22 protein-coding genes and 1 pseudogene are annotated in these 24290 nt (G+C 64.2%); 14 read left to right on the forward strand and 9 right to left on the reverse strand.

Features of this window, described 5'->3' with window-relative positions; translation table 11 throughout:
• The first annotated feature begins 67 nt into the window (after positions 1 to 67).
• From LOY53_RS08360 to LOY53_RS08375, 4 genes are read left to right on the forward strand one after another with little or no spacing between them, the layout of a single operon-like run.
• Entirely contained in the window at positions 68 to 550 is a 483-nt protein-coding gene (locus tag LOY53_RS08360; protein WP_252827226.1) for a formate dehydrogenase subunit gamma, read from the forward strand.
• A complete protein-coding gene (locus tag LOY53_RS08365) occupies positions 544 to 2103 on the forward strand; it encodes an NADH-quinone oxidoreductase subunit NuoF (protein WP_258703847.1) in 1560 nt (519 codons plus the stop codon). Before LOY53_RS08360 ends, LOY53_RS08365 begins: the two co-directional genes overlap by 7 nt.
• Positions 2100 to 4979, forward strand: coding sequence for a formate dehydrogenase subunit alpha (fdhF, locus tag LOY53_RS08370; RefSeq protein ID WP_258703848.1), 2880 nt, complete (start codon positions 2100 to 2102; stop codon positions 4977 to 4979). Before LOY53_RS08365 ends, fdhF begins: the two co-directional genes overlap by 4 nt.
• A complete protein-coding gene (locus LOY53_RS08375) occupies positions 4976 to 5179 on the forward strand; it encodes a formate dehydrogenase subunit delta (protein ID WP_085274167.1) in 204 nt (67 codons plus the stop codon). The genes fdhF and LOY53_RS08375 overlap by 4 nt, the downstream gene beginning before the upstream one ends.
• A gap of 130 nt (positions 5180 to 5309) precedes the next feature.
• On the opposite strand, the gene LOY53_RS08380 is transcribed toward LOY53_RS08375, so the two are convergent.
• Positions 5310 to 6173 (reverse strand): universal stress protein, encoded by an 864-nt coding sequence (locus LOY53_RS08380; RefSeq protein WP_258703849.1) that lies wholly within the window; start codon positions 6171 to 6173, stop codon positions 5310 to 5312.
• A 154-nt stretch (positions 6174 to 6327) separates the two neighbouring features.
• Between LOY53_RS08380 and LOY53_RS08385 the strand changes: the two genes are divergently transcribed.
• A complete protein-coding gene (locus LOY53_RS08385) occupies positions 6328 to 6945 on the forward strand; it encodes a tRNA-(ms[2]io[6]A)-hydroxylase (RefSeq protein ID WP_027596580.1) in 618 nt (205 codons plus the stop codon).
• Between the two features lie 35 nt (positions 6946 to 6980).
• Here LOY53_RS08385 and LOY53_RS08390 read toward each other — a convergent pair whose 3' ends face one another.
• Complete coding sequence (locus LOY53_RS08390) at positions 6981 to 7301, reverse strand: YqjD family protein (RefSeq protein ID WP_027596579.1); 321 nt, start codon at positions 7299 to 7301, stop codon at positions 6981 to 6983.
• A gap of 126 nt (positions 7302 to 7427) precedes the next feature.
• On the opposite strand from LOY53_RS08390, the gene LOY53_RS08395 reads away from it, so the two are divergent.
• Complete coding sequence (locus LOY53_RS08395; protein WP_027596578.1) at positions 7428 to 7691, forward strand: hypothetical protein; 264 nt, start codon at positions 7428 to 7430, stop codon at positions 7689 to 7691.
• Between the two features lie 5 nt (positions 7692 to 7696).
• Here the strand turns inward: LOY53_RS08395 and LOY53_RS08400 are convergent, their stop codons facing one another.
• Positions 7697 to 8176: an LEA type 2 family protein gene (locus LOY53_RS08400; protein WP_258703850.1), complete on the reverse strand. Its 480-nt coding sequence runs from the start codon at positions 8174 to 8176 to the stop codon at positions 7697 to 7699.
• Between the two features lie 136 nt (positions 8177 to 8312).
• On the opposite strand from LOY53_RS08400, the pseudogene LOY53_RS08405 reads away from it, so the two are divergent.
• From LOY53_RS08405 to zapE, 7 genes and pseudogenes are all read left to right on the forward strand, one after another.
• Positions 8313 to 8819, forward strand: a pseudogene (locus LOY53_RS08405) (RNA polymerase sigma factor); the annotation flags it as partial.
• Positions 8820 to 8823: 4 nt separating this feature from the next.
• Positions 8824 to 9696 (forward strand): FecR domain-containing protein, encoded by an 873-nt coding sequence (locus LOY53_RS08410; RefSeq protein ID WP_252827230.1) that lies wholly within the window; start codon positions 8824 to 8826, stop codon positions 9694 to 9696.
• Positions 9697 to 9893: 197 nt separating this feature from the next.
• Complete coding sequence (locus tag LOY53_RS08415) at positions 9894 to 12251, forward strand: TonB-dependent receptor (protein WP_408981355.1); 2358 nt, start codon at positions 9894 to 9896, stop codon at positions 12249 to 12251.
• A 662-nt stretch (positions 12252 to 12913) separates the two neighbouring features.
• The gene (locus LOY53_RS08420; protein ID WP_085274169.1) at positions 12914 to 13993 is read left to right on the forward strand and encodes an extracellular solute-binding protein; all 1080 of its coding nucleotides are present in this window, start codon (positions 12914 to 12916) and stop codon (positions 13991 to 13993) included.
• Positions 13994 to 14140: 147 nt separating this feature from the next.
• Complete coding sequence (locus LOY53_RS08425; protein ID WP_027596572.1) at positions 14141 to 14458, forward strand: hypothetical protein; 318 nt, start codon at positions 14141 to 14143, stop codon at positions 14456 to 14458.
• Positions 14459 to 14480: 22 nt separating this feature from the next.
• A complete protein-coding gene (locus LOY53_RS08430) occupies positions 14481 to 15629 on the forward strand; it encodes a PQQ-dependent sugar dehydrogenase (protein WP_252827232.1) in 1149 nt (382 codons plus the stop codon).
• Positions 15630 to 15802: 173 nt separating this feature from the next.
• The gene (zapE, locus tag LOY53_RS08435; protein WP_252827233.1) at positions 15803 to 16909 is read left to right on the forward strand and encodes a cell division protein ZapE; all 1107 of its coding nucleotides are present in this window, start codon (positions 15803 to 15805) and stop codon (positions 16907 to 16909) included.
• A gap of 139 nt (positions 16910 to 17048) precedes the next feature.
• On the opposite strand, the gene LOY53_RS08440 is transcribed toward zapE, so the two are convergent.
• The 6 genes from LOY53_RS08440 to yegQ form a co-directional block, all read right to left on the reverse strand.
• Positions 17049 to 18047: an alpha/beta fold hydrolase gene (locus tag LOY53_RS08440; RefSeq protein WP_258703852.1), complete on the reverse strand. Its 999-nt coding sequence runs from the start codon at positions 18045 to 18047 to the stop codon at positions 17049 to 17051.
• A 75-nt stretch (positions 18048 to 18122) separates the two neighbouring features.
• Complete coding sequence (locus LOY53_RS08445; RefSeq protein ID WP_258703853.1) at positions 18123 to 18560, reverse strand: YqaA family protein; 438 nt, start codon at positions 18558 to 18560, stop codon at positions 18123 to 18125.
• Positions 18560 to 18988 carry a DUF411 domain-containing protein gene (locus LOY53_RS08450; protein ID WP_258703854.1) on the reverse strand — a complete coding sequence of 143 codons (429 nt, stop codon included), beginning with the start codon at positions 18986 to 18988 and terminating at the stop codon, positions 18560 to 18562. Before LOY53_RS08450 ends, LOY53_RS08445 begins: the two co-directional genes overlap by 1 nt.
• 14 nt (positions 18989 to 19002) lie before the next feature.
• A complete protein-coding gene (locus LOY53_RS08455) occupies positions 19003 to 19872 on the reverse strand; it encodes a copper resistance protein B (protein WP_258703855.1) in 870 nt (289 codons plus the stop codon).
• On the reverse strand, positions 19865 to 21556 hold the full coding sequence (locus LOY53_RS08460) for a copper resistance system multicopper oxidase (protein ID WP_258703856.1): 1692 nt from the start codon (positions 21554 to 21556) through the stop codon (positions 19865 to 19867). The genes LOY53_RS08455 and LOY53_RS08460 overlap by 8 nt, the downstream gene beginning before the upstream one ends.
• Positions 21557 to 21634: 78 nt before the next feature.
• Positions 21635 to 22969 carry a tRNA 5-hydroxyuridine modification protein YegQ gene (yegQ, locus tag LOY53_RS08465; RefSeq protein ID WP_252827243.1) on the reverse strand — a complete coding sequence of 445 codons (1335 nt, stop codon included), beginning with the start codon at positions 22967 to 22969 and terminating at the stop codon, positions 21635 to 21637.
• A 130-nt stretch (positions 22970 to 23099) separates the two neighbouring features.
• Here yegQ and LOY53_RS08470 point away from each other — a divergent pair, with 130 nt between their 5' ends.
• Complete coding sequence (locus LOY53_RS08470) at positions 23100 to 24164, forward strand: AI-2E family transporter (RefSeq protein WP_027596563.1); 1065 nt, start codon at positions 23100 to 23102, stop codon at positions 24162 to 24164.
• The last annotated feature ends 126 nt before the right edge of the window (positions 24165 to 24290 follow it).

The following is a 24290-nucleotide window of genomic DNA, read 5'->3' on the forward strand; positions in this document are numbered from 1 at the left end:
GCAGAACACGCCGGACACCTGCCCCTACAACAACACAGGCAGGGTCCGTGATGCCGAGGTCCGCTGTATGCCTGATGAACTGCTCCACCTGCCTTTGATCCACAGCATCCTGGCCCGTGAAAAGGACACACCCGGCGCCTTGTTGCCGATCCTTCACGCCATTCAGCAAGGCATCGGCTTCGTGCCGGATGCCGCCGTCCCTGAAATTGCCCATGCCCTGAACCTCAGCCTGGCCGAGGTGCGCGGGGTGATCAGCTTCTACCACGATTTCCGCACCACCGCACCGGCACGCCATACCCTGCGCCTGTGCCGGGCCGAGTCGTGCCAGAGCCGTGGCGCCGAGGCCCTGGCCGCGCAACTGCGCGACCAACTGGCACTGGACGACCATGGCACCAGCGCCGACGGCGCTATCAGCCTGCGCCCGGTGTATTGCCTGGGCGCCTGCGCCTGCTCGCCCGCGCTGGAACTGGACGGCCAACTGCACGCGCGGCTCACGCCTGAGCGCCTGCGTGCCCTGGTGAACGGTTGCCTGGAGGGCGAAACATGCTGAAGGTGTACATCCCCTGCGATTCGGTGGCCCGTGCCGTGGGTGCCGACCAGGTTGCCGAGGCCCTGCAACGCGAGGCCGAGCGCCGGCAGTTGGCGGTCGATATCCAGCGCACCAGTTCGCGTGGGCTGTACTGGCTGGAGCCGCTGGTCGAATGCGACAGCGTCCAAGGGCGCCAGGGTTTCGGCCCGGTGACTGCGGACGATGTGCCGGCGCTACTCGATGCCTTGGCCGGCCAGCCCCAGGCGCATGGCCTGGCCTTGGGGCCGGTTGAAGACATTCCTTATCTGAAATCCCAGCAACGCCTGCTGTTCGCCCGCGCCGGCGTGACCCGGCCGCTGTCGCTGGACGACTACCGCGCCCATGGCGGTTTTGCCGGGCTGGAGCGCGCCGTGGCACTGGACGGTGCTGAGGTGGTCGCTGCTGTGCTCGACTCTGGCCTGCGTGGCCGGGGTGGCGCCGCGTTCCCGGCGGGTATCAAGTGGCGCACTGTGCGCGATGCCGGGGCTGGGCAAAAGTATGTGGTTTGCAACGCCGACGAAGGCGACTCCGGTACCTTCGCCGACCGCATGCTGATGGAAGGCGACCCGTTCCTGCTGATCGAAGGCATGATCATCGCTGGCCTCGCCGTGGGGGCCGACAAAGGCTACATCTACGTGCGCTCGGAATACCCGGACGCCATTCGCGTGCTCGACCAGGCCTTTGCCATAGCACGCGACGCCGGTTACCTGGGCGACGACGTGGCCGGCAGCGGCCAGGCCTTCGACCTGGAAGTCCGGGTCGGTGCTGGCGCTTATATCTGCGGCGAAGAAACCGCGTTGCTGGAATCGCTCGAAGGCAAGCGCGGGATCGTCCGGGCCAAGCCGCCACTGCCGGCCCTGCAGGGCCTGTTCGGCTTGCCGACGCTGGTGCATAACGTGCTCACCCTGGCGTCGGTGCCGATCATCCTGGCCAAGGGCGCGGCGTTTTACCGCGATTTCGGCATGGGCCGTTCGTTGGGCACCATGCCGTTCCAGCTGGCGGGCAACATCCGCCACGGTGGCCTGGTGGAGCGTGCATTTGGCCTGACCCTGCGCGAGTTGGTGGAAGGCTACGGTGGCGGTACCGCCAGCGGCCGGCCATTGAAGGCCGCACAGGTCGGCGGCCCGCTCGGGGCCTGGGTGCCGCCCAGCCACTTCGACACGCCGCTGGACTATGAAGCCTTCGCTGCCATGGGCGCGATGCTCGGCCACGGCGGTGTGGTGGTGGCTGACGATACCCTGAACATGGCCAGCATGGCCCGCTTCGCCCTGCAGTTCTGCGCCGAGGAATCGTGCGGCAAGTGCACCCCGTGCCGCATCGGCTCGACCCGTGGCATGGAGGTGGTGGACCGACTGATCGCCACCACCGATTTCACCGAACGCCACGACCAGGCCCTGCTGCTGCGCGACCTGTGCGACACGATGCAGTACGGCTCGCTGTGCGCCATGGGCGGGATGACCGCTTACCCGGTGGCCAGCGCGCTCAAGTACTTCCCCGCCGATTTCGGGCTGACCCACACGGAGGCCGCGCAGTGATCAATTTCTTCGACCCCGAGACCGACCTTGGCACCCCAGCACGCGACAGCGAGGTGCAGGTCAGCCTGAACATCGACGGCCGTGCCATCAGCGTGCCTGCTGGCACCTCGGTCATGCGCGCCGCCGCCATGCTTGGTACCAGCATCCCCAAACTGTGCGCCACCGACAGCCTCGAGGCGTTCGGTTCGTGCCGCATGTGCATGGTGGAAATCGAAGGCATGCGCGGTTACCCGGCGTCGTGCACCACTCCGGTCAGCGAAGGCATGGTGGTGCGCACCGAAACCCCTCGCCTGGCGGGGTTGCGGCGCAATGTGATGGAGCTGTACATCTCCGATCACCCGCTCGACTGCCTGACCTGCACGGCCAACGGCAACTGCGAACTGCAGACCGTCGCCGGCCAGGTCGGCCTGCGCGAGGTCCGCTACGGCTATGACGGCGCCAATCACCTCGCCGAGAAAAAGGACGTTTCCAACCCGTACTTCGACTATGAACCGAGCAAGTGCATCGTCTGCAGCCGCTGCGTGCGCGCCTGCGAAGACATCCAGGGCACCTTCGCCCTGACCATCACTGGCCGCGGCTTCGACTCGCGTGTGGCGGCCGCTGGCGGGGACAACTTCCTGGCCTCGGAGTGCGTGTCGTGCGGCGCCTGCGTACAGGCCTGCCCAACCGCGACCTTGACCGAAAAAAGCCTGGTGCAGCTCGGCCAGCCTGAGCGTGCGGTGATTACCACCTGCGCCTATTGCGGTGTCGGTTGTTCGTTCCGTGCCGAGATGAAGGGCGACCAGCTGGTGCGCATGGTCCCAGATAAGAACGGCGGCGCCAACCATGGCCACGCCTGCGTCAAAGGCCGCTTCGCCTGGGGGTATGCCACCCACCCAGACCGCATCACCAAGCCAATGATCCGCAAGCGCCTCGAAGACCCGTGGCAAGAAGTCAGCTGGGACGAGGCGGTAACCTACGCCGCCAGCGAGTTCCGCCGCATTCAGCTCAAGTACGGGCGTGATTCCATCGGCGGCATCACCTCCAGCCGTTGCACCAACGAAGAAGCCTACCTGGTACAGAAGTTGGTGCGTACGGCGTTCGGCAACAACAACGTCGACACCTGCGCGCGAGTGTGCCATTCGCCCACGGGCTATGGCCTCAAGCAGACCCTCGGTGAATCGGCGGGCACGCAGAGCTTCGATTCGGTGATGCAGGCCGACGTGGTGCTGGTGATCGGCGCCAACCCCACCGATGCCCACCCGGTGTTCGGCTCGCAGCTCAAACGCCGCCTGCGCCAGGGCGCGCGGCTGATCGTCATCGACCCACGGCGTATCGACCTGGTCGACTCGCCCCACGCCCGCGCCGAGCTGCACCTGCAACTGCGCCCGGGCACCAACGTGGCCATGCTCAACGCCCTGGCCCATGTGATTGTCAACGAAGGCTTGCTGGCCCAGCGCTTTATCGACGCCCGCTGCGAGACCGAGGACTTCGCCCGCTGGCGCGACTTCGTCAGCCTGCCAGAGAATGCGCCAGAAGTCCTTGGCCCGGTCTGTGGCGTGCCTGCCGAGCAGATCCGCGCCGCCGCGCGGCTTTACGCCACCGGTGGCAACGCGGCCATCTACTACGGCCTGGGGGTCACCGAGCACAGCCAGGGCAGCACCGCCGTGATGGGCATCGCCAACCTGGCCATGGCCACCGGCAACATCGGCCGCGAAGGGGTAGGGGTGAACCCGCTGCGGGGGCAGAACAACGTGCAGGGCTCGTGCGACATGGGCTCGTTCCCACATGAGCTGCCCGGCTACCGGCATATTTCCAACGAAGGTGTGCGTGCCGAGTTCGAGCGGGCCTGGGGCGTGACCTTGCAGCCAGACCCAGGCTTGCGCATCCCCAACATGTTCGAGGCGGCCCTGGATGGCAGCTTCAAGGCGCTGTACTGCCAGGGTGAGGACATCGCCCAGAGCGACCCCAACACCCAGCACGTCACGGCCGCCTTGCTGGCCATGGAATGCGTGGTGGTGCAGGACATCTTCCTCAACGAGACGGCCAAGTTCGCCCACGTGTTCCTGCCGGGCAGTTCGTTCCTTGAAAAGGACGGCACCTTTACCAACGCCGAACGCCGTATCTCGCGGGTGCGCAAGGTCATGGAGCCCCTGGCTGGCAAAGCTGACTGGGAAGCGACCGTGGCCCTGGCCAACGCCTTGGGCTACCCGATGCAGTACCGCCACCCGGCCGAGATCATGGACGAGATCGCGCGCCTGACGCCGACCTTCCACCGCGTCAGCTACGCCGAGCTCGACCGCCATGGCAGCCTGCAGTGGCCGTGCAACGATGCCGCGCCCGATGGTACGCCGACCATGCATATCGACCAGTTCGTGCGGGGCAAAGGGCGCTTCATGCTCACCGGCTACGTGCCGACCGACGAGAAGGTCAACAGCCGCTACCCGCTGTTGCTGACCACCGGGCGTATCCTCAGCCAGTACAACGTCGGTGCCCAGACCCGCCGCACTGGCAACGTCGCCTGGCATGACGCCGACCGCCTTGAGCTGCACCCCACCGACGCCGAAAGCCGTGGCATCCGCGATGGCGATTGGGTCGGTATCGGCAGCCGCGCCGGGCAGACGGTACTGCGTGCCAAGGTCAGTGCGCGGGTGGCGCCGGGGGTGGTGTACACCACGTTCCACTTCCCTGAGTCGGGCGCTAACGTAATTACCACCGACAACTCCGACTGGGCCACCAACTGCCCTGAATACAAAGTCACGGCGGTGGAGGTGGTGAAAGTGTTCCACCCGTCTGAATGGCAGAAGCGTTACCAGGACTTCAGCGACGAACAGCGCCGCCTGCTCAAAGAGCGCCGTACTGCCGAACAGCAAGAGAAAGCCGAGGTGCGCCGATGAGCAGTGACAACCTGGTCAAGATGGCCAACCAGATTGCCCATTATTTTGACAGCGAACCGAACCGGCAGCTGGCGGTGCAGGGGGTAAGGCAGCACATTCAGAGCTTCTGGACGCCGGCGATGCGCCGGCAGTTGCTGGCGTGGAGCGAGGCCAATGCAGGGGAGGGGCTGGACCCGAAAGTGCGCGAGGCACTGGTGTAAGCGCGCCGCCCTTTGTATTTGTAGGAGCAGCCTTGTGCTGCGAAGAGGCCGGTGATAGCAGCATAGATTCTCTGAGCTGTCACCGGCCTCTTCGCAGCGCAAGGCTGCTCCTACAAGGGCTACGCATGCTTCAACCGCGGGCAAGCTCAGTCAGGTGGGCAATCGCTTCTTCGCTCTTGAGCACCAGCACATCCCCTTCGAGTGAATCGAGCACCACCTCGGAGGTATTACCGATCAATGCACCGGAAATACCGGTGCGGGCCACCGTGCCGATCACCGTCACCACAGCATCGTATTTTTTCTCGGTGTAGGGAATCAGCACATCCGCTGGGCCTTCGGCGACATGCAGGCGGTCATCGCTGATGTCGAACTCGGCCTGAAACGCGCGGCAGGCTTCCCGGTAGCGTTCGGCGATGGTCTCGCTGAGCTGGTAGGTCGGGTCCGAGGCGGACAGCATGGGGGAGGGGTGTGCGCTGATAACGTGCAAATTGCCTTTGGCCAGGCCGGCAATGGCATAGCCATGGTCGATGATGCTCGCGTGCAACCGGCGGTGGTCCTCATCCTGGTTGCCGACATCCACCGCCGCCAGAATCACCCCGCCGGTCCAGGGCCGCTCGCTTTTCACCATCAGCACTGCGCTGGGGCACTGGCGCAGCAGTTTCCAGTCGCTGGGGGTCAGCAATGCCTTTTTCAGTGGGTTGTCTGGCCGATGCTCCTTGATGACCAGCTCGCAGCCCTCGGCTTGCTGCACATAGATGATGGTGTCGTGCAGGTTGTCACGCCAGGCTGCCTCATGCGTGACGTTGTCGTATCCGTCATCGTGCAACTGGCTGCTCAGCAGGCTGAGCAACGCACTGTGATCCTGCTTTTTGTCGCACATCAACAGGTGCAGGCGCGCGCCGGTCACGCTTGCGATCAGCTTGGCACGGGTCAACGCCCGGCTGTGGGCATGCGCGGGGTCGAGGACGACGAGGATGCTGCGGACGGCTTGCATGGGCGTGAGCTCCGTTCAAAGATGGCGACCAGTGGCTGACTATAGTCGGCGTCTCACCCGTCGCCGCTTGATGTACATCAAGCATAGTCACTGGCGCTGCCGGTTGCCGCCGGTATAATCGCCGGCCCTGCCTGTTCTGTCTGGTTGCACGCTTATGTCCTTGATCCCCGAAATCGACGCCTTTCTTGGCTGCCCGACCCCAGATGCCTGGATCGAAGCGGCGCTTGCCGACCAGGAAACCCTGCTGATCGACCACAAGAACTGCGAGTTCAAGGCCGCCAGCACCGCCCTGAGCCTGATCGCCAAGTACAACACGCACCTGGACCTGATCAACATGATGTCGCGCCTGGCCCGTGAAGAGCTGGTGCACCATGAACAGGTGCTGCGCCTGATGAAGCGCCGGGGCGTGCCCTTGCGGCCGGTGTCGGCCGGGCGTTATGCCTCCGGCTTGCGCCGCCTGGTACGTGCCCACGAGCCGGTCAAGCTGGTGGATACCTTGGTGGTGGGGGCGTTTATCGAAGCCCGCAGTTGCGAGCGCTTTGCCGCGCTGGTGCCGCACTTGGATGAAGAGCTGGGCACGTTCTACCACGGCCTGCTGAAGAGTGAAGCGCGCCATTACCAGGGCTACCTGAAGCTGGCCCATCAGTACGGCGAAGAAGCGGACATCGCCCGCAGGGTTGAGCTGGTACGTGAGGCAGAAGCCGAGCTGATCCAGTCACCGGACCAGGAACTGCGCTTTCATAGCGGCATTCCAATGGCGCAGGCCGCCTGAAAACGTTCAGGCGGCACTGCGTTCATTAAATGGGCTTAGTAGCGGCGACCCAGCAACAGGCCGACCACCAGGCCGAAGCCTGCGGACACCGCGACGGTCTGCCAAGGGTGGCCGCCGATGTAGTCCTGGGTGGCATCCACCACCGGTTGAGCCTTGTCACGGACGTTACTCGCGGCCTGGCGAGCCTGGCGCAGTTTGAGGCTGACTTGCGCGCGCAGGGTTTCGGCCTCCTCGCCAACCAGGGCAGCGCTGTCGTTGAGCAGCTTTTCGGATTCTTCGATCAGTGACTGCAGTTCGCTGAAGACCTGATCCTTGATCTGATCGCTGGCGGCTTGTACGGCGTTTTTTCGGGCCATGAACTCATCCTCGTCAATGGGGGGGTGAACAATGGATGCCGGTGCGTCGGGAAAGTTGCGCCGGCTTTCCGATGACGCGTCGCTACGGTGTAAGATAGCGGCCATTTTCAGCAGGCAGGTACCTTCATGAGTTTCAATCTGGCCAACAAGAGCTTCGAGGAACGGGCGCAGATCGAGGCAGAGAAGGCGCGGTTGTTCGAACTGTGGCAGAGCAACCTGGGCAAGGCCAAGGGCGAAGCCGCCCGGCTTATCTCCGAAAAGCCTCGGCGCAAGGGCAAATGGGCGGAATGGGTGCGGGCTGAACTTGAGGCCATGTCGCCGCCTGAGTACGCCAGCATGGTGCGCAGCGAAGTCAACAAGATGATGGCCGCCGCCAACAGCAATCGCTGAGTGTTCTACCAGTAAGTCCCGGCTGCCTTGGGCAGGTCCAGCGTGCCCTCATCGGTGAAGCGCACGGTGCCCAGCAGCCCACCGGCCAATTTGCCGCGCAGTACATAGGGTAGCCCTTGCAGCGAACTCCGCTGGCCCAGGCCATAGGCCTGGCGCAGGAAAGAGAACGCGGTCACGCTCACCGGCACCACGATTACCGCCTCGTCGAAACGGCCTATGTGGCCCTGCTGGTCGCTCACACCGGCGGCCAGCGGCTGGCCGTTCACCTGCAGGTCGAGCGCAATACCGTTGTAATCGATCGCGGTTTCGTTGGGGTTCTGCACACGTATTTTCACCGCCATGCGCAGTTCCAGCTCCTGCCTAGGCAGTGGCTCGATACCAATCACGTTGATATTCAGTGGGTCACGCGCCTGAAACAAGGCGCAGGCACTGAGGCCGTAAGCCATCAGCAGTATCAGCAACCAGCGGTGCAATCGGGCAGTCATGGGTTGCAACCTTGCCTGAAGAATTCAACCGCCAGTGTGGCAAATGCGCGTTGACGTTGAAAGTAGCGCGTCTAATGAAAGATACTGTTTCTCATTAACGCCCGATAATTCCTCTTACTGGCCTTTCTCCTACCCCATGCTGACGTCTCCCGTGTCTGGTCTGCTGGCGAGTTTCCAGGAGCACTACGACGACCTCTTGCTGTTCCTGACTCGGCGCATGAGCGACCGGCAGCGTGCTGCCGACGTCGCGCAGGAGACATACCTGAAGCTGGTGAAGATCGACGAGCAGGCCGTGCCGGTGCTGCATGCACGCAGCTTCATTTTCCGGGTGGCGGGCAACCTGGCGATCGATGCGTTGCGCCGTGAACAGCGTATCGCCGCCCGCCACGAGGACGCCGAGGGTACCGGTGAAGTGGCCTGCCCGGCGCCTGCGCCCGAGGCCACGCTGCTCGCCCGCGAGCGCTTGCAGATACTCGATGAGGCGCTGTTGCAACTGTCCAGCAATGCCCGCCAGGCCCTGTTGCTCAACCGCGTCGAAGGCCTGACCCAGGCGCAGATCGCACAACGGTTGGGCGTTTCCGAGAGCATGGTGGCAAAATACATCGGCCAGGCGCTGCGCCATTGCCGTGACTGGCTCAAACACAACCATGACTGAGCCTTATGCCATGCCAGCCGCCCAACCGCTCAGCGACCTCTCTGACGATGCCCTCGATTGGCAGGTGTTGTTGCATTCGGGCAACGCCAGCGCGGCTGACCACGCGCGCTACCAGCGCTGGTGCGCATTGAGCCCGGCGCATGCCGAGGCCGCGCGTGAGGCAGAGGCACTGTGGCTGGACATCGGCCACACCCCAACCGCTCAGGTTGTCGCGGCACCGCCTGCCCGACCCAAACGGCACTGGGCCGCAGGCCTGGCAGCATCGCTGGCGCTGTTGGTCGCGGGTTATACCGGCTGGCAGCAGGCGCCTATCTGGCTGGCGGACTACCACACAGGCCTCGGGCAACGGCAGGCGGTGACCCTGGCCGATGGCTCGCGGGTACTGCTGAACAGCGGCAGTGCCTTGACCGTCGCGTTCACCGACCGCGAGCGCCGCGTGGTGCTCAATGCTGGCGAAGCCTTGTTCGAGACGGCCAGTGACCCACGGCCCTTTGTGGTCGATAGTGCAGGCGAGGCGGTGCGCGGTACGGGCGCGACCTTCAGCGTGCGCCGGGATGGCCGCGTGGTGGTGGCCCAGGGCGAAGCCACGGTGGGTGAGCGCAGCGTACCGGTGTCGCCTGACGCCAGTGCACAGACCGCCTGGCAGCGCGGCAAGCTGATCTTCAACGGCAAGCCGCTGGGGCAGGTGCTGGCGGAGCTCGAGCGCTACCAACAGGGGCGCATTCTGCTGTCTGACACCAAGCTGGCCGCACTGGAAGTCAGCGGTGTATTCGACCTCGATGAACCCCAGGCGCTGCTGCGCACCCTTGAGCAACGTTATGGCCTGCAGGTCACCTATCTACCCTGGCTGGCCGTGGTGCACTGAGCCTGTAAAAATAATCTAAATATTTTTCATCTGCCGCTGCAAGTTCAGCCAGGCCAGATCGTCGTAGTGGGACTGATCAGCAACCCATTCTCATTTACGACTTGTCTGGAAGCTCATTCGTGGCCCTTACGCTCAAGCCTTTTCACCGCCGCAGCGGTCCCCTTCATCACGCCTTGTTGTCTTGCACTGCCTTGGCCATGCTGGCTGGCCCTTTGCAGGCGATGGCCTCAAGTGGTGCGCAACAGGCTCCGGTGGAAGCCCGCCAAGTGCAGCTGGACCTGCCTGCCCAGGCGCTGGACCAGGCACTGACGGCCTTCGCCGACCAGGCGGGGTTGCACCTGCTGTACACCACCCACGATGTCGCGGGCCTGAACAGCCCGGCGCTGCAGGGCAGCTACAGCATCGAGCAGGCACTGCAGCAGTTGCTGGCGGGCAGTGGCATGAGTTGGCAGTTCAGCGATGCCCGCACGGTCACCCTGCGCAAGGTGGACGCCGCGCCGCAGGCTGTCAACCTCAAGCCCATCGAGGTCAGTGTGGCCTCGCGCACCAGCACGGCGATCAGCGAAATCCCTGGCACCGTCTGGGTGGTCGACCAGCAGCAGCTGCGTGAGCAGATCGACAGCGGAGTGAGCCTCAAGGAAGCCATCGGCAAGCTGGTACCTGGCCTGGACCTGGCGCCAGAAGGGCGCACCAACTATGGCCAGAACATGCGCGGGCGCAATGTGCTGGTGATGATCGACGGGGTCAGCCAGAACAGCTCGCGCGGCCTGTCGCGCCAGTTCGACAGCATTTCGCCGTTCAACGTCGAGCGTGTCGAAGTGCTGTCGGGGGCCAGCGCCCTTTACGGCGGCGGCGCCACCGGCGGCATCATCAACATCGTGACCAAGAAGGGCGAGCCCGGCCCGGCCCGCTTCGAGACCCAGCTGGGTGCCAGCAGCGGCTTCAACAACAGTGATGACCTGGCTACCCGCATCGCCCAGTCGATCAGCGGCGGCAACGAGCGGGTCAGTGCCCGCCTTGGTATTTCCGGCGAACAGAACGAAGCCTTCTATGACGGCGCTGGCGATCAGATCTTCATCGACAATACCCAGACCGACCTGCAATACAACCGCACCATCGACGTGCTCGGCACCCTGGGGCTGACGCTGACCGATGAGCAGAGCCTGGACTTGCTGGCCCAGTACTACGACTCGGGCAACCACGGCAGCACCGGCATCTACTTCCCCAACCTCAACTACAACGCCCCTTCTGACCTGGAAGACGCCGAGCTGCGCAGTGGCTATTCCTCTGATCTGGAGCCACGTACCCGGCGACTGTTGCTCAACGCCAACTACCATCACACCGATGTGCTGGGCCAAGACTTCTACCTGCAGGCCTCGTACCGCAAGGAAGACGACAACTTCTACCCGTTCCCGTACTACAACCGCGCCACACCCACCGGTTCGCGCGGGGTGTACTTCGCCGCATCACAACAGAACTTCGAAGTCACTAGCCTCAAAGGCCTGTTCGCCAAGCAGTGGGACACGCTCAAGCTGACCTACGGCGTCGACCTGGACCGCGAGCGCTTCAACGCCGAACAGACCACCTTCGATGCCCTGACCTCATCCGAAAGCGGTGGCCTGGACATGGAAAAGGCCAGCAAGGCCGCGCGTTACCCCAGCTACCGGGTTGACGGTGTGTCGGTGTACGCCCAGCTCGATTGGCATGCCACCGACAACCTGACCTTGTCCGGCGGCGCCCGGCGCCAGCAGATGGACGTGGATGTCAGCGAGTTCAAAGGCGTACCCGGCGGCAGCAACGATTACCAGGTCAACCTGTACAACGTCGGCGCCCTCTACGACTTCAAAAATGGCCATCAGGTGTGGACCAACTACGGTGAAGGTTTCGACCTGCCGGACCCGGCCAAGTATTACGGCAAGCCGGGTTTGAGCGTTGCCGACAACCCGCTGGCCGGCATCAAGAGCCGCCAGGTCGAACTGGGCTGGCGCTATGCCGACCTGGATTGGGACGCCCAGGCGGCGCTGTACTACATCTGGTCGGACAAGATCATCAATGTCGATTCGCAGACGCTGACCATCAACGTCGAAGAGCAGAAGAGCCGTGACTTTGGCTTCGAAGGTGCGTTGACCCGCCACTTCCAGAGCGGTTGGGAAGCCGGGGGTACGCTGCACCTGACCCGCTCCGAGGAAGAAGACGTCGACGGTGGCTGGATGAAACGCGATGCCCGTTACGCGTCGCTGTCCAAGTCCACGGCGTTTGTTGGCTGGAAGGGCGATGGCCGCAGTGCCCGCCTGCAGGCCAACCATGCGTTCACCCTCAAGGACGATGCCGACCACGAGATCGACGGCTACACCACCTTCGACCTGCTGGGCAGCCAGGAAACCGGCTTCGGCACCTTCAGCGCAGGCATCCAGAACTTGCTGGACAAGCAGTACAGCACGGTCTGGGGACAGCGGGCGACGTTGTTCTATGCACCGACCTATGGCCCAGCGTACCTGTATGACTACCAGGGCCGTGGGCGCACCTACACCCTGACCTGGAGCATGGCTTACTGACAGCTATGCCGAGTTTCAGGTAGGCGCAGCCTTGTGCTGCGAAGAGGCCGGTGCAGGCAGCGAAAATCTATGCTGTTGTCACTGGCCTCTTCGCAGCGCAAGGCTGCTCCTACCCAAATCGAGCATGGCGCGAGTTGTCTGGACTAGTTGTTCTACGCACCGACCTATGGCCCAGCGTACCTGTATGACTACCAGGGCCGTGGGCGCACCTACACCCTGACCTGGAGCATGGCTTACTGACAGCTATGGCGGGTTTCAGGTAGGAGCAGCCTTGTGCTGCGAAGAGGCCGGTGCAAGCAGCGGAAATCTATGCTGTTGTCACTGGCCTCTTCGCAGCGCAAGGCTGCTCCTACCCGAATCGAGCATGGCGCGAGTTGTCTGGACTAGTTGTTCTACGCACCGACCTATGGCCCAGCGTACCTGTATGACTACCAGGGCCGTGGGCGCACCTACACCCTGACCTGGAGCATGGCTTACTGACAGCTATGGCGGGTTTCAGGTAGGAGCAGCCTTGTGCTGCGAAGAGGCCGGTGCAGGCAGCGGAAATCTATGCTGTTGCCACTGGCCTCTTCGCAGCGCAAGGCTGCTCCTACCCGAATCGAGCATGGCGCGAGTGGTGTGGGCTACAGTGACGGACAGCTCCCTTTGCCGAGGTGTCCGTCATGCGTCGATCGCTGTGCCTGCTGTCCCTGTGCCTGGCCCTGCCGCTGCAAGCCCAGGAGAAGGTCGTCAACCTCTACAGCTGGGCCGACTATGTCGCCCCGCAAACCCTCCAGCGCTTCGAGCGCGAAACGGGCTACAAGGTACGCTACGACACCTTTGACACCACCGAGGTGCTGGAGACCAAGCTGCTGACCGGTGGCAGCGGCTACGACGTGGTGGTGCCGTCATCCACCGTGCTGGCCCGGGCGCTCAAGGCCAAGGCCCTGCAGCCGCTCGATGCCCAGGCCATGCCCGGCTATGCCAACCTCGACAAGGACTTGCTGGCCAAACTGGCCGAGGCCGACCCCGGCAACCGCTACGCGGTGCCTTACACCTGGGGCACGCTGGGCCTGGGGGTGAATGTCGAGGCCGTGCGCCAGCGCCTGGGCGATGTGCCGCTGGACAGCCTCGACCTGTTGTTCAAACCGGAGTACGCCAGCCGCCTGAAGGATTGCGGCATCGCCATGCCCGACTCGCCGCAGGAAGTGATCGGCCTGACCTTGAACTACCTGGGCAAGGACCCTTACAGCCAGAACAAGGCCGACCTGGACGCCGCGCAGGCACTGCTGAACCAGCTGCAGCCCTCTGTGCGCTATGTTGCCAACGGCCGGCAGATCAGCGACCTGGCCAATGGCAGCGTGTGCCTGGCGCTGACCTACAACGGTGATGCGGCGATGGCCGCCGACCAGGCACGCCGTGCTGGCAAACCGTTCGAGCTGATCTACCGCATCCCCCAGGAAGGCACCCTGGTCTGGCAGGACAACCTGGTCATCCCCAAGGATGCGCCTCACCCGGAGGCAGCCCGCGCGTTCATCGCCTTCATGCTCAAGCCGGACTCGGTCGCCGCGCTGACCAACACGCTGTTCTTCGCCAATGCCAACCAAGCGGCCACCCCCTTGGTCGACGCTGCCGTGCGCAACGACCCGGACATCTACCCGCCAGCCCAGGTGCGTCAACGGCTGTACGCCGACCGCAGCATGGCGCTGTCCGACTTGCGCCAGCGTAACCGCCTGTGGATGGCCTTCCGCAGCGGCCAATGAGCCCGGCGGGGCTGCGCTGCAGCCCCTTGGGGTCCATACTGAAACATCAGGAATTATCTCCAGCCGCTTTCACACTTTTGCCGCGAACCCCTCGCGCCTTAGGCTATCCAACGCACAAGGCGCGGCATTTCGTACAGGAGGTGAAGCATGAACCTAGCACTGCCAATCCTGGCCATCGGCCTGGCGTTGTGCCTGCCCGCGCGCGCAGCGCCGGTTGCGCCCTTGCAACTCGCGGCCAGCAACAACAACCCCTACAACAGCCCGATCCAGCGCGCCAACCCCAATAGCCGCCAGGGCAGCATGCCGGCCACACCGCCCGTGCGTGGCCCGTCCACCGACCCCTACCAGCGCACGCCCTCGCTGGACAACCGCGGCATTGGCAACGGCGACAACCTGCGCCGCCAACAGCAAGCGCCCAATCTGGAACCCACCCGGCCGCCGCGCGATAACCCACGCGCGCCGTAAGCCCCGTCGAAAGGAATTCTGCATGACCCGAGCTACCTGGCTGACCACCTTGACCGCCGCCGCGCTGCTGCCCCTGTTGGCGCACGCGGCTTCCGAGCAGCAGTTCCCCAGCGAAGAAGGGCCATTGACCGTCAGCACCGTCGCCGATGGCCTGCGCAACCCTTGGGCATTGGCTTTCTTGCCCGGCGGCAAGGACATGCTGGTGACCGAGCGCCCCGGCAACCTGCGGGTAGTCAACGCCGAAGGCAAGGTCGGCCCGCCCATCAGTGGCGTGCCTCAGGTCTGGGCCGAAGGGCAGGGCGGGTTGCTGGACGTGGTGTTGTCGCCGGAGTTCGGCAAGGACCGCACCGTTTACCTGTCCTATGCCGAAGCGGGCAATGATGGCAAGGCAGGGACGGCGGTCGGCCGCGGTCAGCTGTCCGAAGACCGCGCACGGCTAGAAAACTTCACCGTGATCTTCCGTCAGCAGCCCAAGCTGTCGGTGGGCAACCATTTCGGTTCGCGCCTGGTGTTCGACCGAGACGGTTACCTGTTCATTGCCCTGGGCGAAAACAACCAGCGGCCGACTGCCCAGGACCTCGACAAGCTGCAAGGCAAGGTCGTGCGGATCTTGCCTGACGGCGAAGTGCCCAAAGACAACCCCTTCGTTGGCAAAGACAACGTGCGCCCCGAGATCTGGTCGTTTGGCCATCGCAATCAGCAGGGCGCAGCACTCAACCCTTGGACTGGCAAGCTCTGGACTCACGAACACGGCCCACGGGGCGGCGACGAAATCAACATTCCCCAGCCCGGCAAGAACTACGGCTGGCCGGTTGCCACCCACGGCATCAATTACTCGCTGCTGCCGATCCCGGAGGCCAAGGGCAAGCACGTCGATGGCATGGTCGACCCGCACCATGTCTGGGAGAAGTCCCCTGGCATCAGCGGCATGGCGTTTTATGACAGCCCGACGTTCAAGGCCTGGGACCACAACCTGTTCATTGGGGCGCTGGCGACCCAGCAATTGATCCGCCTTCAGCTCAAGGGCGACAAGGTGGTGCACGAAGAGCGTTTGCTGGGGGACCTCAAGGCGCGTATCCGAGATGTGCGGGTAGGCCCGGATGGGTACCTGTACGTGTTGACCGATGACAAGGACGGGGCGCTGTTGAAAGTGGGGCTGGGCGATGGCTGAAGCGCTGGTTTTCGCCATGCACGGTTCGTGTAGGAGCAGCCTTGCGCTGCGAAGAGGCCGGTGGTGACACTTACATAGTTGTGGCCTGCACTGGCCACTTCGCAGCACAAGGCTGCTCCTACTCAGGTGCGGCGTTGGCTTGCCGGCAATGGAGACAGTACCGATAATGCGGCATGACCGCCCAGCCGCAGACCCTCTACCAACAAGCCCTGACCGACCAAGGCTATGTCCATGACCCCGCCCAGGCCCACGCAGTCGATGCGTTACAGGCCTGTTTCGAGGCGATCGAACAGGGCCGCCCGAGCCAGGGTGTCTACCTCTGGGGCCCTGTCGGCCGGGGCAAGACTTGGCTGATGGACCAGTTCCACCGCTGCCTGCAACACCCCAGCCGGCGCCAGCACTTTCACCATTTCATGGCTTGGGTGCACCAGCGCCTGTTCCAGCTCAACGGCACCGCCGACCCGCTGTTGGCCCTGGCCCGTGAACTGGCCCGGGAGATCCGCGTGCTGTGCTTCGACGAGTTGTTCGTCAATGACATCGGTGACGCGATTATCCTCGGCCGCCTGTTCCAGGTGTTGTTCGACCAGGGCGTGGTGATTGTCGCCACCTCCAACCAACCGCCCGACCAACTCTACCGCGATGGCTTCAACCGTGACCGCTTCCTGCCCGCCATTGCCGCCATCGAACGGCACATGCGGGTGTTGTCGGTGGCCGGCGAGCAGGATCATCGCCTGCATCCGGGCGCTGTGCGACAGCGTTACTGGGTCACTGAGGCCGGTGAGCGCGGCGTGCTGGGTGAGGTGTTCCGCCAACTCAGCCCGGCTGACCCTGGCAGCGAGCAGCCGTTGGCCATTGGCTCAAGGCAAATAAACGTCATCCGGCGCAGCGCGCACGCCATCTGGTGCCGTTTCACCGACCTCTGCGAGCAGCCCTTGGCGGCGATGGAGTTCATGGCCCTGTGTGACCGTTTCCCGTCGATTCTGCTGGAGGGTGTGCCGGCGTTAGGTGGCGAGCAACGGGCTGGGCGGATTGCGCGCGGTACCGAGGATGGTGCGGCGCGGGTCGCGGCAGGGGACCGGGAGCTGCCGGCGCTGTCGCCCAAGGACGATGCGGTGCGCCGGTTCATTGCCCTGGTCGACGAATGCTACGACCGCCGGGTGGCGCTGTACCTGGAGGCGCAGGTGCCGCTTGACGCGCTTTATACCCAAGGGTACCTGGCGTTCCCGTATCAACGCACCTTGAGCCGCTTACGCGAGATGCAGTTGCAACGCTTTTGCTAAGCCCCTGTGGGAGCGACGCGATGGATGGCACGGGCTGCGCCCGTGTTCGCGGGCAAGCCCGCTCCCACAGTGATCGCGCATAAGTTGAGATTTTGCCCAAGGCAGTTGCGCCCACTCAGTAGGTTGGGGGCTAGCTGAATCAGCGCCCCAACCACTCGACCAACGTCCGGTTGAACCGCATCGGCTCTTCGATCTGCGGCGCGTGGCCCATACCCTCGAACGTCACCAGTTCACCCTGGGGGATCAGCTTGGCCACTTGCGGCCCCAGCACCTGGTACTTGCCCAAGCGTGCTTTGACCTCTGGCGGCGCGATGTCGCTGCCGATGGCCGTGGTGTCCTGGTCACCGATCAGCAACAGGGTCGGCATCTTCAGGTCCTTGAACTCGTGGTACACCGGTTGGGTGAAAATCATGTCGTAGATCAACGCCGAGTTCCACGCCACTGCTTCATGCCCCGGCCCTTGGTTGAGCCCCACCAGCATCTGTACCCAGCGCTCGTACTCCGGCTTCCAGCGGCCGGCGTAATAGGTCTTGCGCTCATACTCACGCACCCCTGCGGCGTCGAGCTTGAGCTCCCGTGCATACCACTGGTCCACCGTACGGTAGGGGACGCCCAGGGCCTTCCAGTCTTCCAGGCCAATCGGGTTGACCATCGCCAGGCGTTCGACTTGCTGCGGGTACATCAACGCATAGCGGGTGGCGAGCATGCCGCCGGTGGAGTGGCCAAGCACGATGGCTTGCTTGACGCCCAGCTGGTCGAGCAAGGCGTGGGTGTTGTCCGCCAACTGCTGGAAGCTGTACTGGTAATACGCAGGTTTGCTTGAGGTGCAGAAGCCGATCTGGTCAGGGGCGATGACCCGGTAGCCGGCTTTGCTCAGGGCATTGATGGTGGTTTCCCAGGTGGCGGCGCAGAAGTTCTTGCCATGCATCAGCACCACGCTGTGGCCATTGGCCTGGCCTTGGGCGGGTACGTCCATGTAGCCCATCTGCAGGGCTTGGCCCTGGGAGCTGAAGTCGAAATGTTTGAGCGGGTGAGGGTAGCTGAACCCTTCGAGTTGTTTGCCGTAGGTGGGTGACTCGGCAGCAAAGGCCGGGCCGCCGACAAGGCAGGCAAGGGCCAGGGCGGTTGCGCGCAGCATGGGGGCACTCCGTGTAGGGCCATGTAGGAATTGGCGACTGTAACAGCCAGTTGACCGCCTGAAGCGGCAAAGGTGTTACCAGGCGTGAAACCAGCCCAGGGTGATCATCGCCACCACGGCGTAACGGCCGGCCTTGGCCAGGGTCACCAGCAGCACAAAGCGCCAGAAGGGCTCACGCATGATCCCCGCGATCAGGGTCAGCGGGTCGCCGATCACTGGCATCCAGCTGAGCAGCAGCGACCACTGCCCCCAGCGCTGGTAGCGTTGTTGCGCACGTTCGAGTTGGCGGGCGCTGAACGGGAACCAGCGCTTGTCACGCAGGTGCTCGATGGCCCGGCCCAATACCCAGTTGACCACCGAGCCGAGTACATTGCCCAAGGTGGCCACCAGCAACAAGGTCGGCCAGGCGTCGGGCTGGCGCAGCAGCAAACCAACCAGCACGGCCTCCGATTGCAACGGCAACAGGGTGGCGGCGCCGAAGGCGCTGAGGAACAGCGCCCATTCGCTGAGCATCAGTAGTTGGCGACCACGGTGTCCTGGCCATCCTGGGTCACACCGATGACCTGGTAGGCGTCTTTGTGGTCACCCATTTCCATGCCCGGCGAGCCCATGGGCATGCCGGGGACGGCCAGGCCCTTGAGGTCGTTGCGTTTGGCCAGCAGGCGGACCTGTTCGGCCGGCACATGGCCTTCGACGAACTTGCCGTTGATCACCCCGGTATGGCACGACGCCAGGCGCGGTGCCACGCCCAGGCGTTGCTTGACTGCGCTCATGTTCGGTTCGACGTGGTCGTTGACGGTGAAGCCGTTGTCGCGCAGGTGGCTGATCCAGGCCTTGCAGCAGCCGCAGTTGGGGTCGCGGTAGACATCGAGGGCCCAGGCGGCCTGGGCCAGGCCAGTGATAGCCAGTAGCCCGAGGGTCAGCAGGTGTTTGTGCAGCATGGTGAAGCACTCCTTTAGAAACGCAGGCGGATACCGGCCACCAGGCGGGTCTGGCCGGTGTCTTCGCCGTCTTCGCGGGCCTGGTCGGCGCGGTTGCCGTGCAAGCGATTGAAACTGACCCCGACGTACGGCGCGAAACCACGGCTGATTTCATAGCGCAGGCGCAGGCCGATTTCGCTGTCGGCCAGCCCCGTACCTTGCTCGCGGCGCGTATCGTCGCGGCCAAAAACGTTGGCTTCCAGGGTGGGTTCGAGTACCCAGCGGTTGGTCAGCAGCATAGCGTAAGCGGCTTCCAGGCGCAGCGCGGTCTGTTGCCGCTCGCCGACGTAAGCAGTGGCCTCCAGCTCAACGCCATACAGCGGCGTGCCCTGGATACCGAAGGCGGCCCAGGCCTGCCCGTTGGCGGGCTTGAAGTCTTGGCGCAGGCCGCCGACCAGTTCCCACCAAGGGCTGATGGCGTGGCCCCAGAGCGCCTGCAGTTCGGCCTTGTGGGTCGTGCCCTGCTCGCGTTCGCCTTCGCTACGCAGCCACAGGCGGTCGATGTCGCCGCCGACCCACGCATTAGCGTTCCAGTTCAACGCGCCACTGCTGTCGAAGTGCTGGTATTCAAGCTGCTCGACGATCACCGCCCCGTTCAGCGCCCGGTCATGCACCTGGTGCCCTGGCTGCGGCGGGAAGGCTGCGCGACGGTCGGCGTCACTGAGCACCGGCAACGGCGTACGCGGTGGCTGCGCAGGCGGCGTTGCGTGGTTCATCTGGCTGTGGTCCATGGGCATGGCGCCATGGTCCCTGTGCTGCAGGCCGGCGGCCATGGCGCGTTCACTGGCGAGCAGCGCCACCAGGGCCACACCGGTGACGATGCGACGGCTATTGAACTCATTCATCGACGCGTACCTCGCGGAACATGCCGGTCTCCATGTGGTAGAGCAAATGGCAGTGGTAAGCCCAGCGGCCCAGGGCGTCGGCAGTGACTCGGTAGCTGCGGCGGCTGCCAGGCGGGATGTCGACGGTGTGCTTGCGCACCAGAAAACGCCCCTGTTCGTCTTCCAGGTCGCTCCACATGCCATGCAGGTGGATGGGGTGGGTCATCATGGTGTCGTTGACCAAGGTGATGCGCACCCGCTCGCCATAGTCCAGGCGCAACGGTTCGGCATCGCTGAACTTGACCCCGTCGAACGACCAGGCAAAGCGCTCCATGTGGCCGGTCAGGTGCAGCTCGATGTCGCGTGAGGGTTCGCGGCCATCGGGGTCGGGGTAAGGGCTGCGCAGGTCGGCGTAGGTCAGCACGCGCCTGCCGTTGTCGCGCAGGCCGATGCCTGGGTCGGCGAGGTTGGGCCGTGGGGCCATGGTCTGCATGTCCACCAGTGGATTGTCGGTTTCGCTGGGTGGATGTTGCTGCAGGGCGGCCATGCTGGAATGGTCCATGCCGGCCATGTTGCTGTGGTCCATGCCTGCCATGGCGCCGTGGCCCATGTCGGCCATGCTCAGTACGGGGCGCGGGTCTGGTTGCGGCACGGGCGCCTGCAGGCCGTTGGCGCGGGCCAGGGTGCCGCGCGCGTAGCCACTGCGGTCCATGCTCTGGGCATACAGGGTGTAGGCGGGCAGGTCGCCGACGGTCACCAGCACGTCGTAGGTTTCAGCCACGGCGATGCGCAGTTCGTCCACGCTCACGGGTGTTACCGGCAGGCCGTCGGCGGCGATCACCGTCAGTGTCAGGCCGGGGATACGGAAGTCGAAATAGGTCATGGCCGAGGCGTTGATCAGCCGCAGGCGCACGGTTTCGCTCGGCTGGAATAGGCAGGTGAAGTTGCCATCCGGTGGTTGGCCATTGAGCAAGTAGCTGTAGGTGGCTGCGCTGACATCGGCCAGGTCCGTGGGGCTCATGCGCATGCGGGCCCAGCTCATGCGCTCGGCGACGGTGGTGCTCCAGCCATGGTCGGCCACGTCATCGATGAAATCGCCGAGCGTGCGTTTGTTGTAGTTGAAGGCGTCGGACTGCTTTTTCAGGGTCGCCAAGAGCTGTTCAGGGGGCTGGTCCGACCAGTCGCTGAACAGCAGCACATGGTCACGCTGGTACTGATGCTCCTCGGGTTCGCGGGGTTCGATGACGATCGCCCCATACACCCCGGCTTGCTCCTGCAGCCCAGAGTGGCTGTGGTACCAGTAGGTGCCGCTTTGGCGCAGGGTGAACTGGTAGAGGTAGTCGCCGCCGGGCTCGATACCGGCAAAGCTCAGGCCTGGCACACCGTCCATGTTGGCCGGCAGGAGGATGCCATGCCAATGGATCGAGGTGCTCTGGTCGAGCCGGTTACGCACGCGCAGGCTGACGGTGTCACCTTCGCGCCAGCGCAGCAGCGGGCCGGGCAGGCTGTCGTTGACGGTCAGGGCGGTGCGTGGGCGGCCGGTGATGTTGACCGCGGTCTGGCCGACCGACAGCTCGAAGTGCTGGCCGGCCAGGTCGCGGCCGTCGGCGGCCTGGGCCAGTGGCCGCCAAAGCCCCAGGCCCGCCAGCGTAGTGGCGGCGCCCAGGCCTTTGACGAAGGTACGGCGGGAGGGGTTGCGCAACATGGCGTGGCCTCATGCGAGAGAGCCTTGATGTTGGCCGTTGCTGGCTGTCAGCCAGCTGAGCTGCGCATTACAGCGTTGTCAGGCGGCGGCCTCGTCGTGGCGCAGGTCACGCATCAGCAGGCCGTACTCCAGCGGGACCTGCTCCGGAATCGGCAGGTACACCACATGGCCGTCACCCGGAGCTACCTCGATGGCCTGCTGCTGGCGGTCGCACAGGCGGTGCAGGTCGAAATGGTAGTTGCCGCGCGGGGTCATCAGCTCCAGGTGGTCGCCCACGGCGAAGCGGTTCTTGACCTTGACCTCAGCCAGGCCGTCCACACGCGCGCCGGTCAGTTCGCCGACGAACTGCTGGCGCTCGGACACCGAGTTGCCACGCTGGTAGTTCTGGTACTCATCGTGCACATGCCGGCGCAGGAAGCCTTCGGTGTAGCCGCGCTGCGCCAGGGATTCGAGGTTGCCCATCAGGGCGCGGTCGAAAGGCCGGCCTGCCACGGCGTCGTCGATGGCCTGGCGGTAGGACTGCACCGCGCGGGCGCAGTAGAAGTGCGACTTGGTGCGGCCTTCGATTTTCAGCGAGTGCACGCCTATGCTGGCCAGGCGTTCGACGTGCTGGATGGCGCGCAGGTCCTTGGCGTTCATGATGTAGGTACCGTGTTCGTCCTCGAACGCCGGCATCGCTTCGTCCGGGCGGTTGCTTTCCTGCAGCAGGAAGACCTGATCGGTAGGGGCGCCGAGCCCCAGGGTCGGTTGCACTTCGCGCACGATGTCGCCGGTGGCATCCTCGCTGGCCGGCGTAGCGTCGTACTTCCAACGGCAAGCATTGGTGCAGGTGCCTTGGTTGGCGTCGCGCTTGTTGAGGTAGCCCGAGAGCAGGCAGCGGCCGGAGTAGGCCATGCACAGGGCACCGTGGACGAACACTTCCAGTTCCATGTCCGGCACGTGGTGGCGGATGTCTTCGATTTCTTCGAGCGACAGCTCCCGCGACAGGATTACCCGGCTCAACCCCAACTGCTGCCAGAACTGCACGCTGGCCCAGTTGACGGTGTTGGCCTGCACCGACAAATGCACCGGCATCTGCGGGTAGTGCTGGCGCACCAGCATGATCAGGCCGGGGTCGGACATGATCAGCGCATCCGGCGCCATCGCAATCACCGGTGCGAGGTCCTTGAGGAAGGTTTTCAGCTTGGCATTGTGCGGGGCGATGTTGATCACCACGTAGAAGCGCTTGCCCAGGGCATGAGCCTCCTGGATGCCCAGCGCCAGGTTGGCGTGATCGAATTCGTTGTTGCGCACCCGCAGGCTGTAACGCGGCTGGCCGGCATAGACGGCGTCGGCGCCGTAGGCGAAGGCGTAGCGCATTGTCTTGAGGGTGCCAGCGGGGGCCAGCAGTTCGGGCTTGGCGGGAAGGGTCATGTGCGCACCGGGGCAAAAGGCCGGGATGCTAAGGCTTGGCGGTTTTGCTGACATTGACCTGAATCAACGGCGCGACGGCACTTTTACCCCTACGCCGCGCACTAACGTTCAGGACACTTGAGGATCCTTCATGAACGAAACCGCTTTGCAGAACAGAGCCTTGGCCGTGCTCTTGGCACTGGTGACCATCGCCTTCGTGTGGATCTTGCTGCCTTACTATGGGGCCATCTTCTGGGCGGTGATTCTCGGCATCCTGTTCGCACCGCTGCAGCGCAGCCTGCTGATACGGTTTGGCAGGCGGCGCAACCTTGCCGCCGCCACGACGCTGTTGATTTGCCTGGTGGTGGCTGTATTGCCTGTGATCATCACCAGTGCCTTGTTGGTGCAAGAGGGCGCGACGTTGTACCAGCGCATCGAGAGCGGGCAATTGGACATTGCCGGCTACGTCGAGCATGGCATGAACATGCTGCCGGGGTTCGTGCAGCACGGCCTGGACAGCTTGGGCATCGGCAACCTGGAAGGGCTGCGCGAGAAGATCACCAAATGGGCCACCCAAGGTAGCCAGGCGTTGGCCAGCCAGGCCTACAGCTTTGGGCAGGGCACGTTCGAGTTCCTGGTGAGCTTCGGCATCATGGTCTATCTGCTGTTCTTTTTCCTGCGTGAGGGGGCCGAAGTCGCGCGCCGCGTGCGCCTTGCGGTGCCGCTGCCCGAACACCAGAAGCGCCGCTTGCAGCTGAAGTTCAACCGCGTGGTGCGGGCAACGGTCAAGGGCAACGTGTTGGTTGCCATTACCCAGGGCGCGCTTGGCGGCTTCATCTTCTGGGTGCTGGATATCCCCAGTGCGTTGGTGTGGGCGGTGATGATGGCGTTTCTGTCGCTGCTGCCAGCGGTGGGGGCGGGGATCGTGTGGGCGCCGGTGGCGGCGTATTTCCTGTTGAGCGGGGCGATTCTGCCGGGGGTGATCCTCACGGCATTCGGGGTGCTGGTGATCGGCTTGGTGGATAACGTGCTACGCCCGATCCTGGTGGGCAAGGACACGCGCATGCCGGATTACCTGATTCTGGTGTCCACCCTGGGGGGCTTGGCGGTGTTCGGGCTCAACGGGTTCGTGATCGGGCCCTTGATCGCCGCGTTGTTCGTGTCGAGCTGGGCCATTTTTGTCGCCACCAAGCCGCAGGTGCAGTTGCCGCAGTAGGGCTGCTTTGCAGCCCATCGCCGGCAAGCCGGCTCCCACAGGTGCGGCGCTAACCTTGGCGTCTGCACAGATCCTGTGGGAGCCGGCTTGCCGGCGATGAGGCCTGAACAGGCTGCAACTTGGGTT

This window comes from Pseudomonas sp. B21-031 (assembly GCF_024748985.1).
Taxonomy (GTDB): Bacteria; Pseudomonadota; Gammaproteobacteria; order Pseudomonadales; family Pseudomonadaceae; genus Aquipseudomonas; species Aquipseudomonas kermanshahensis.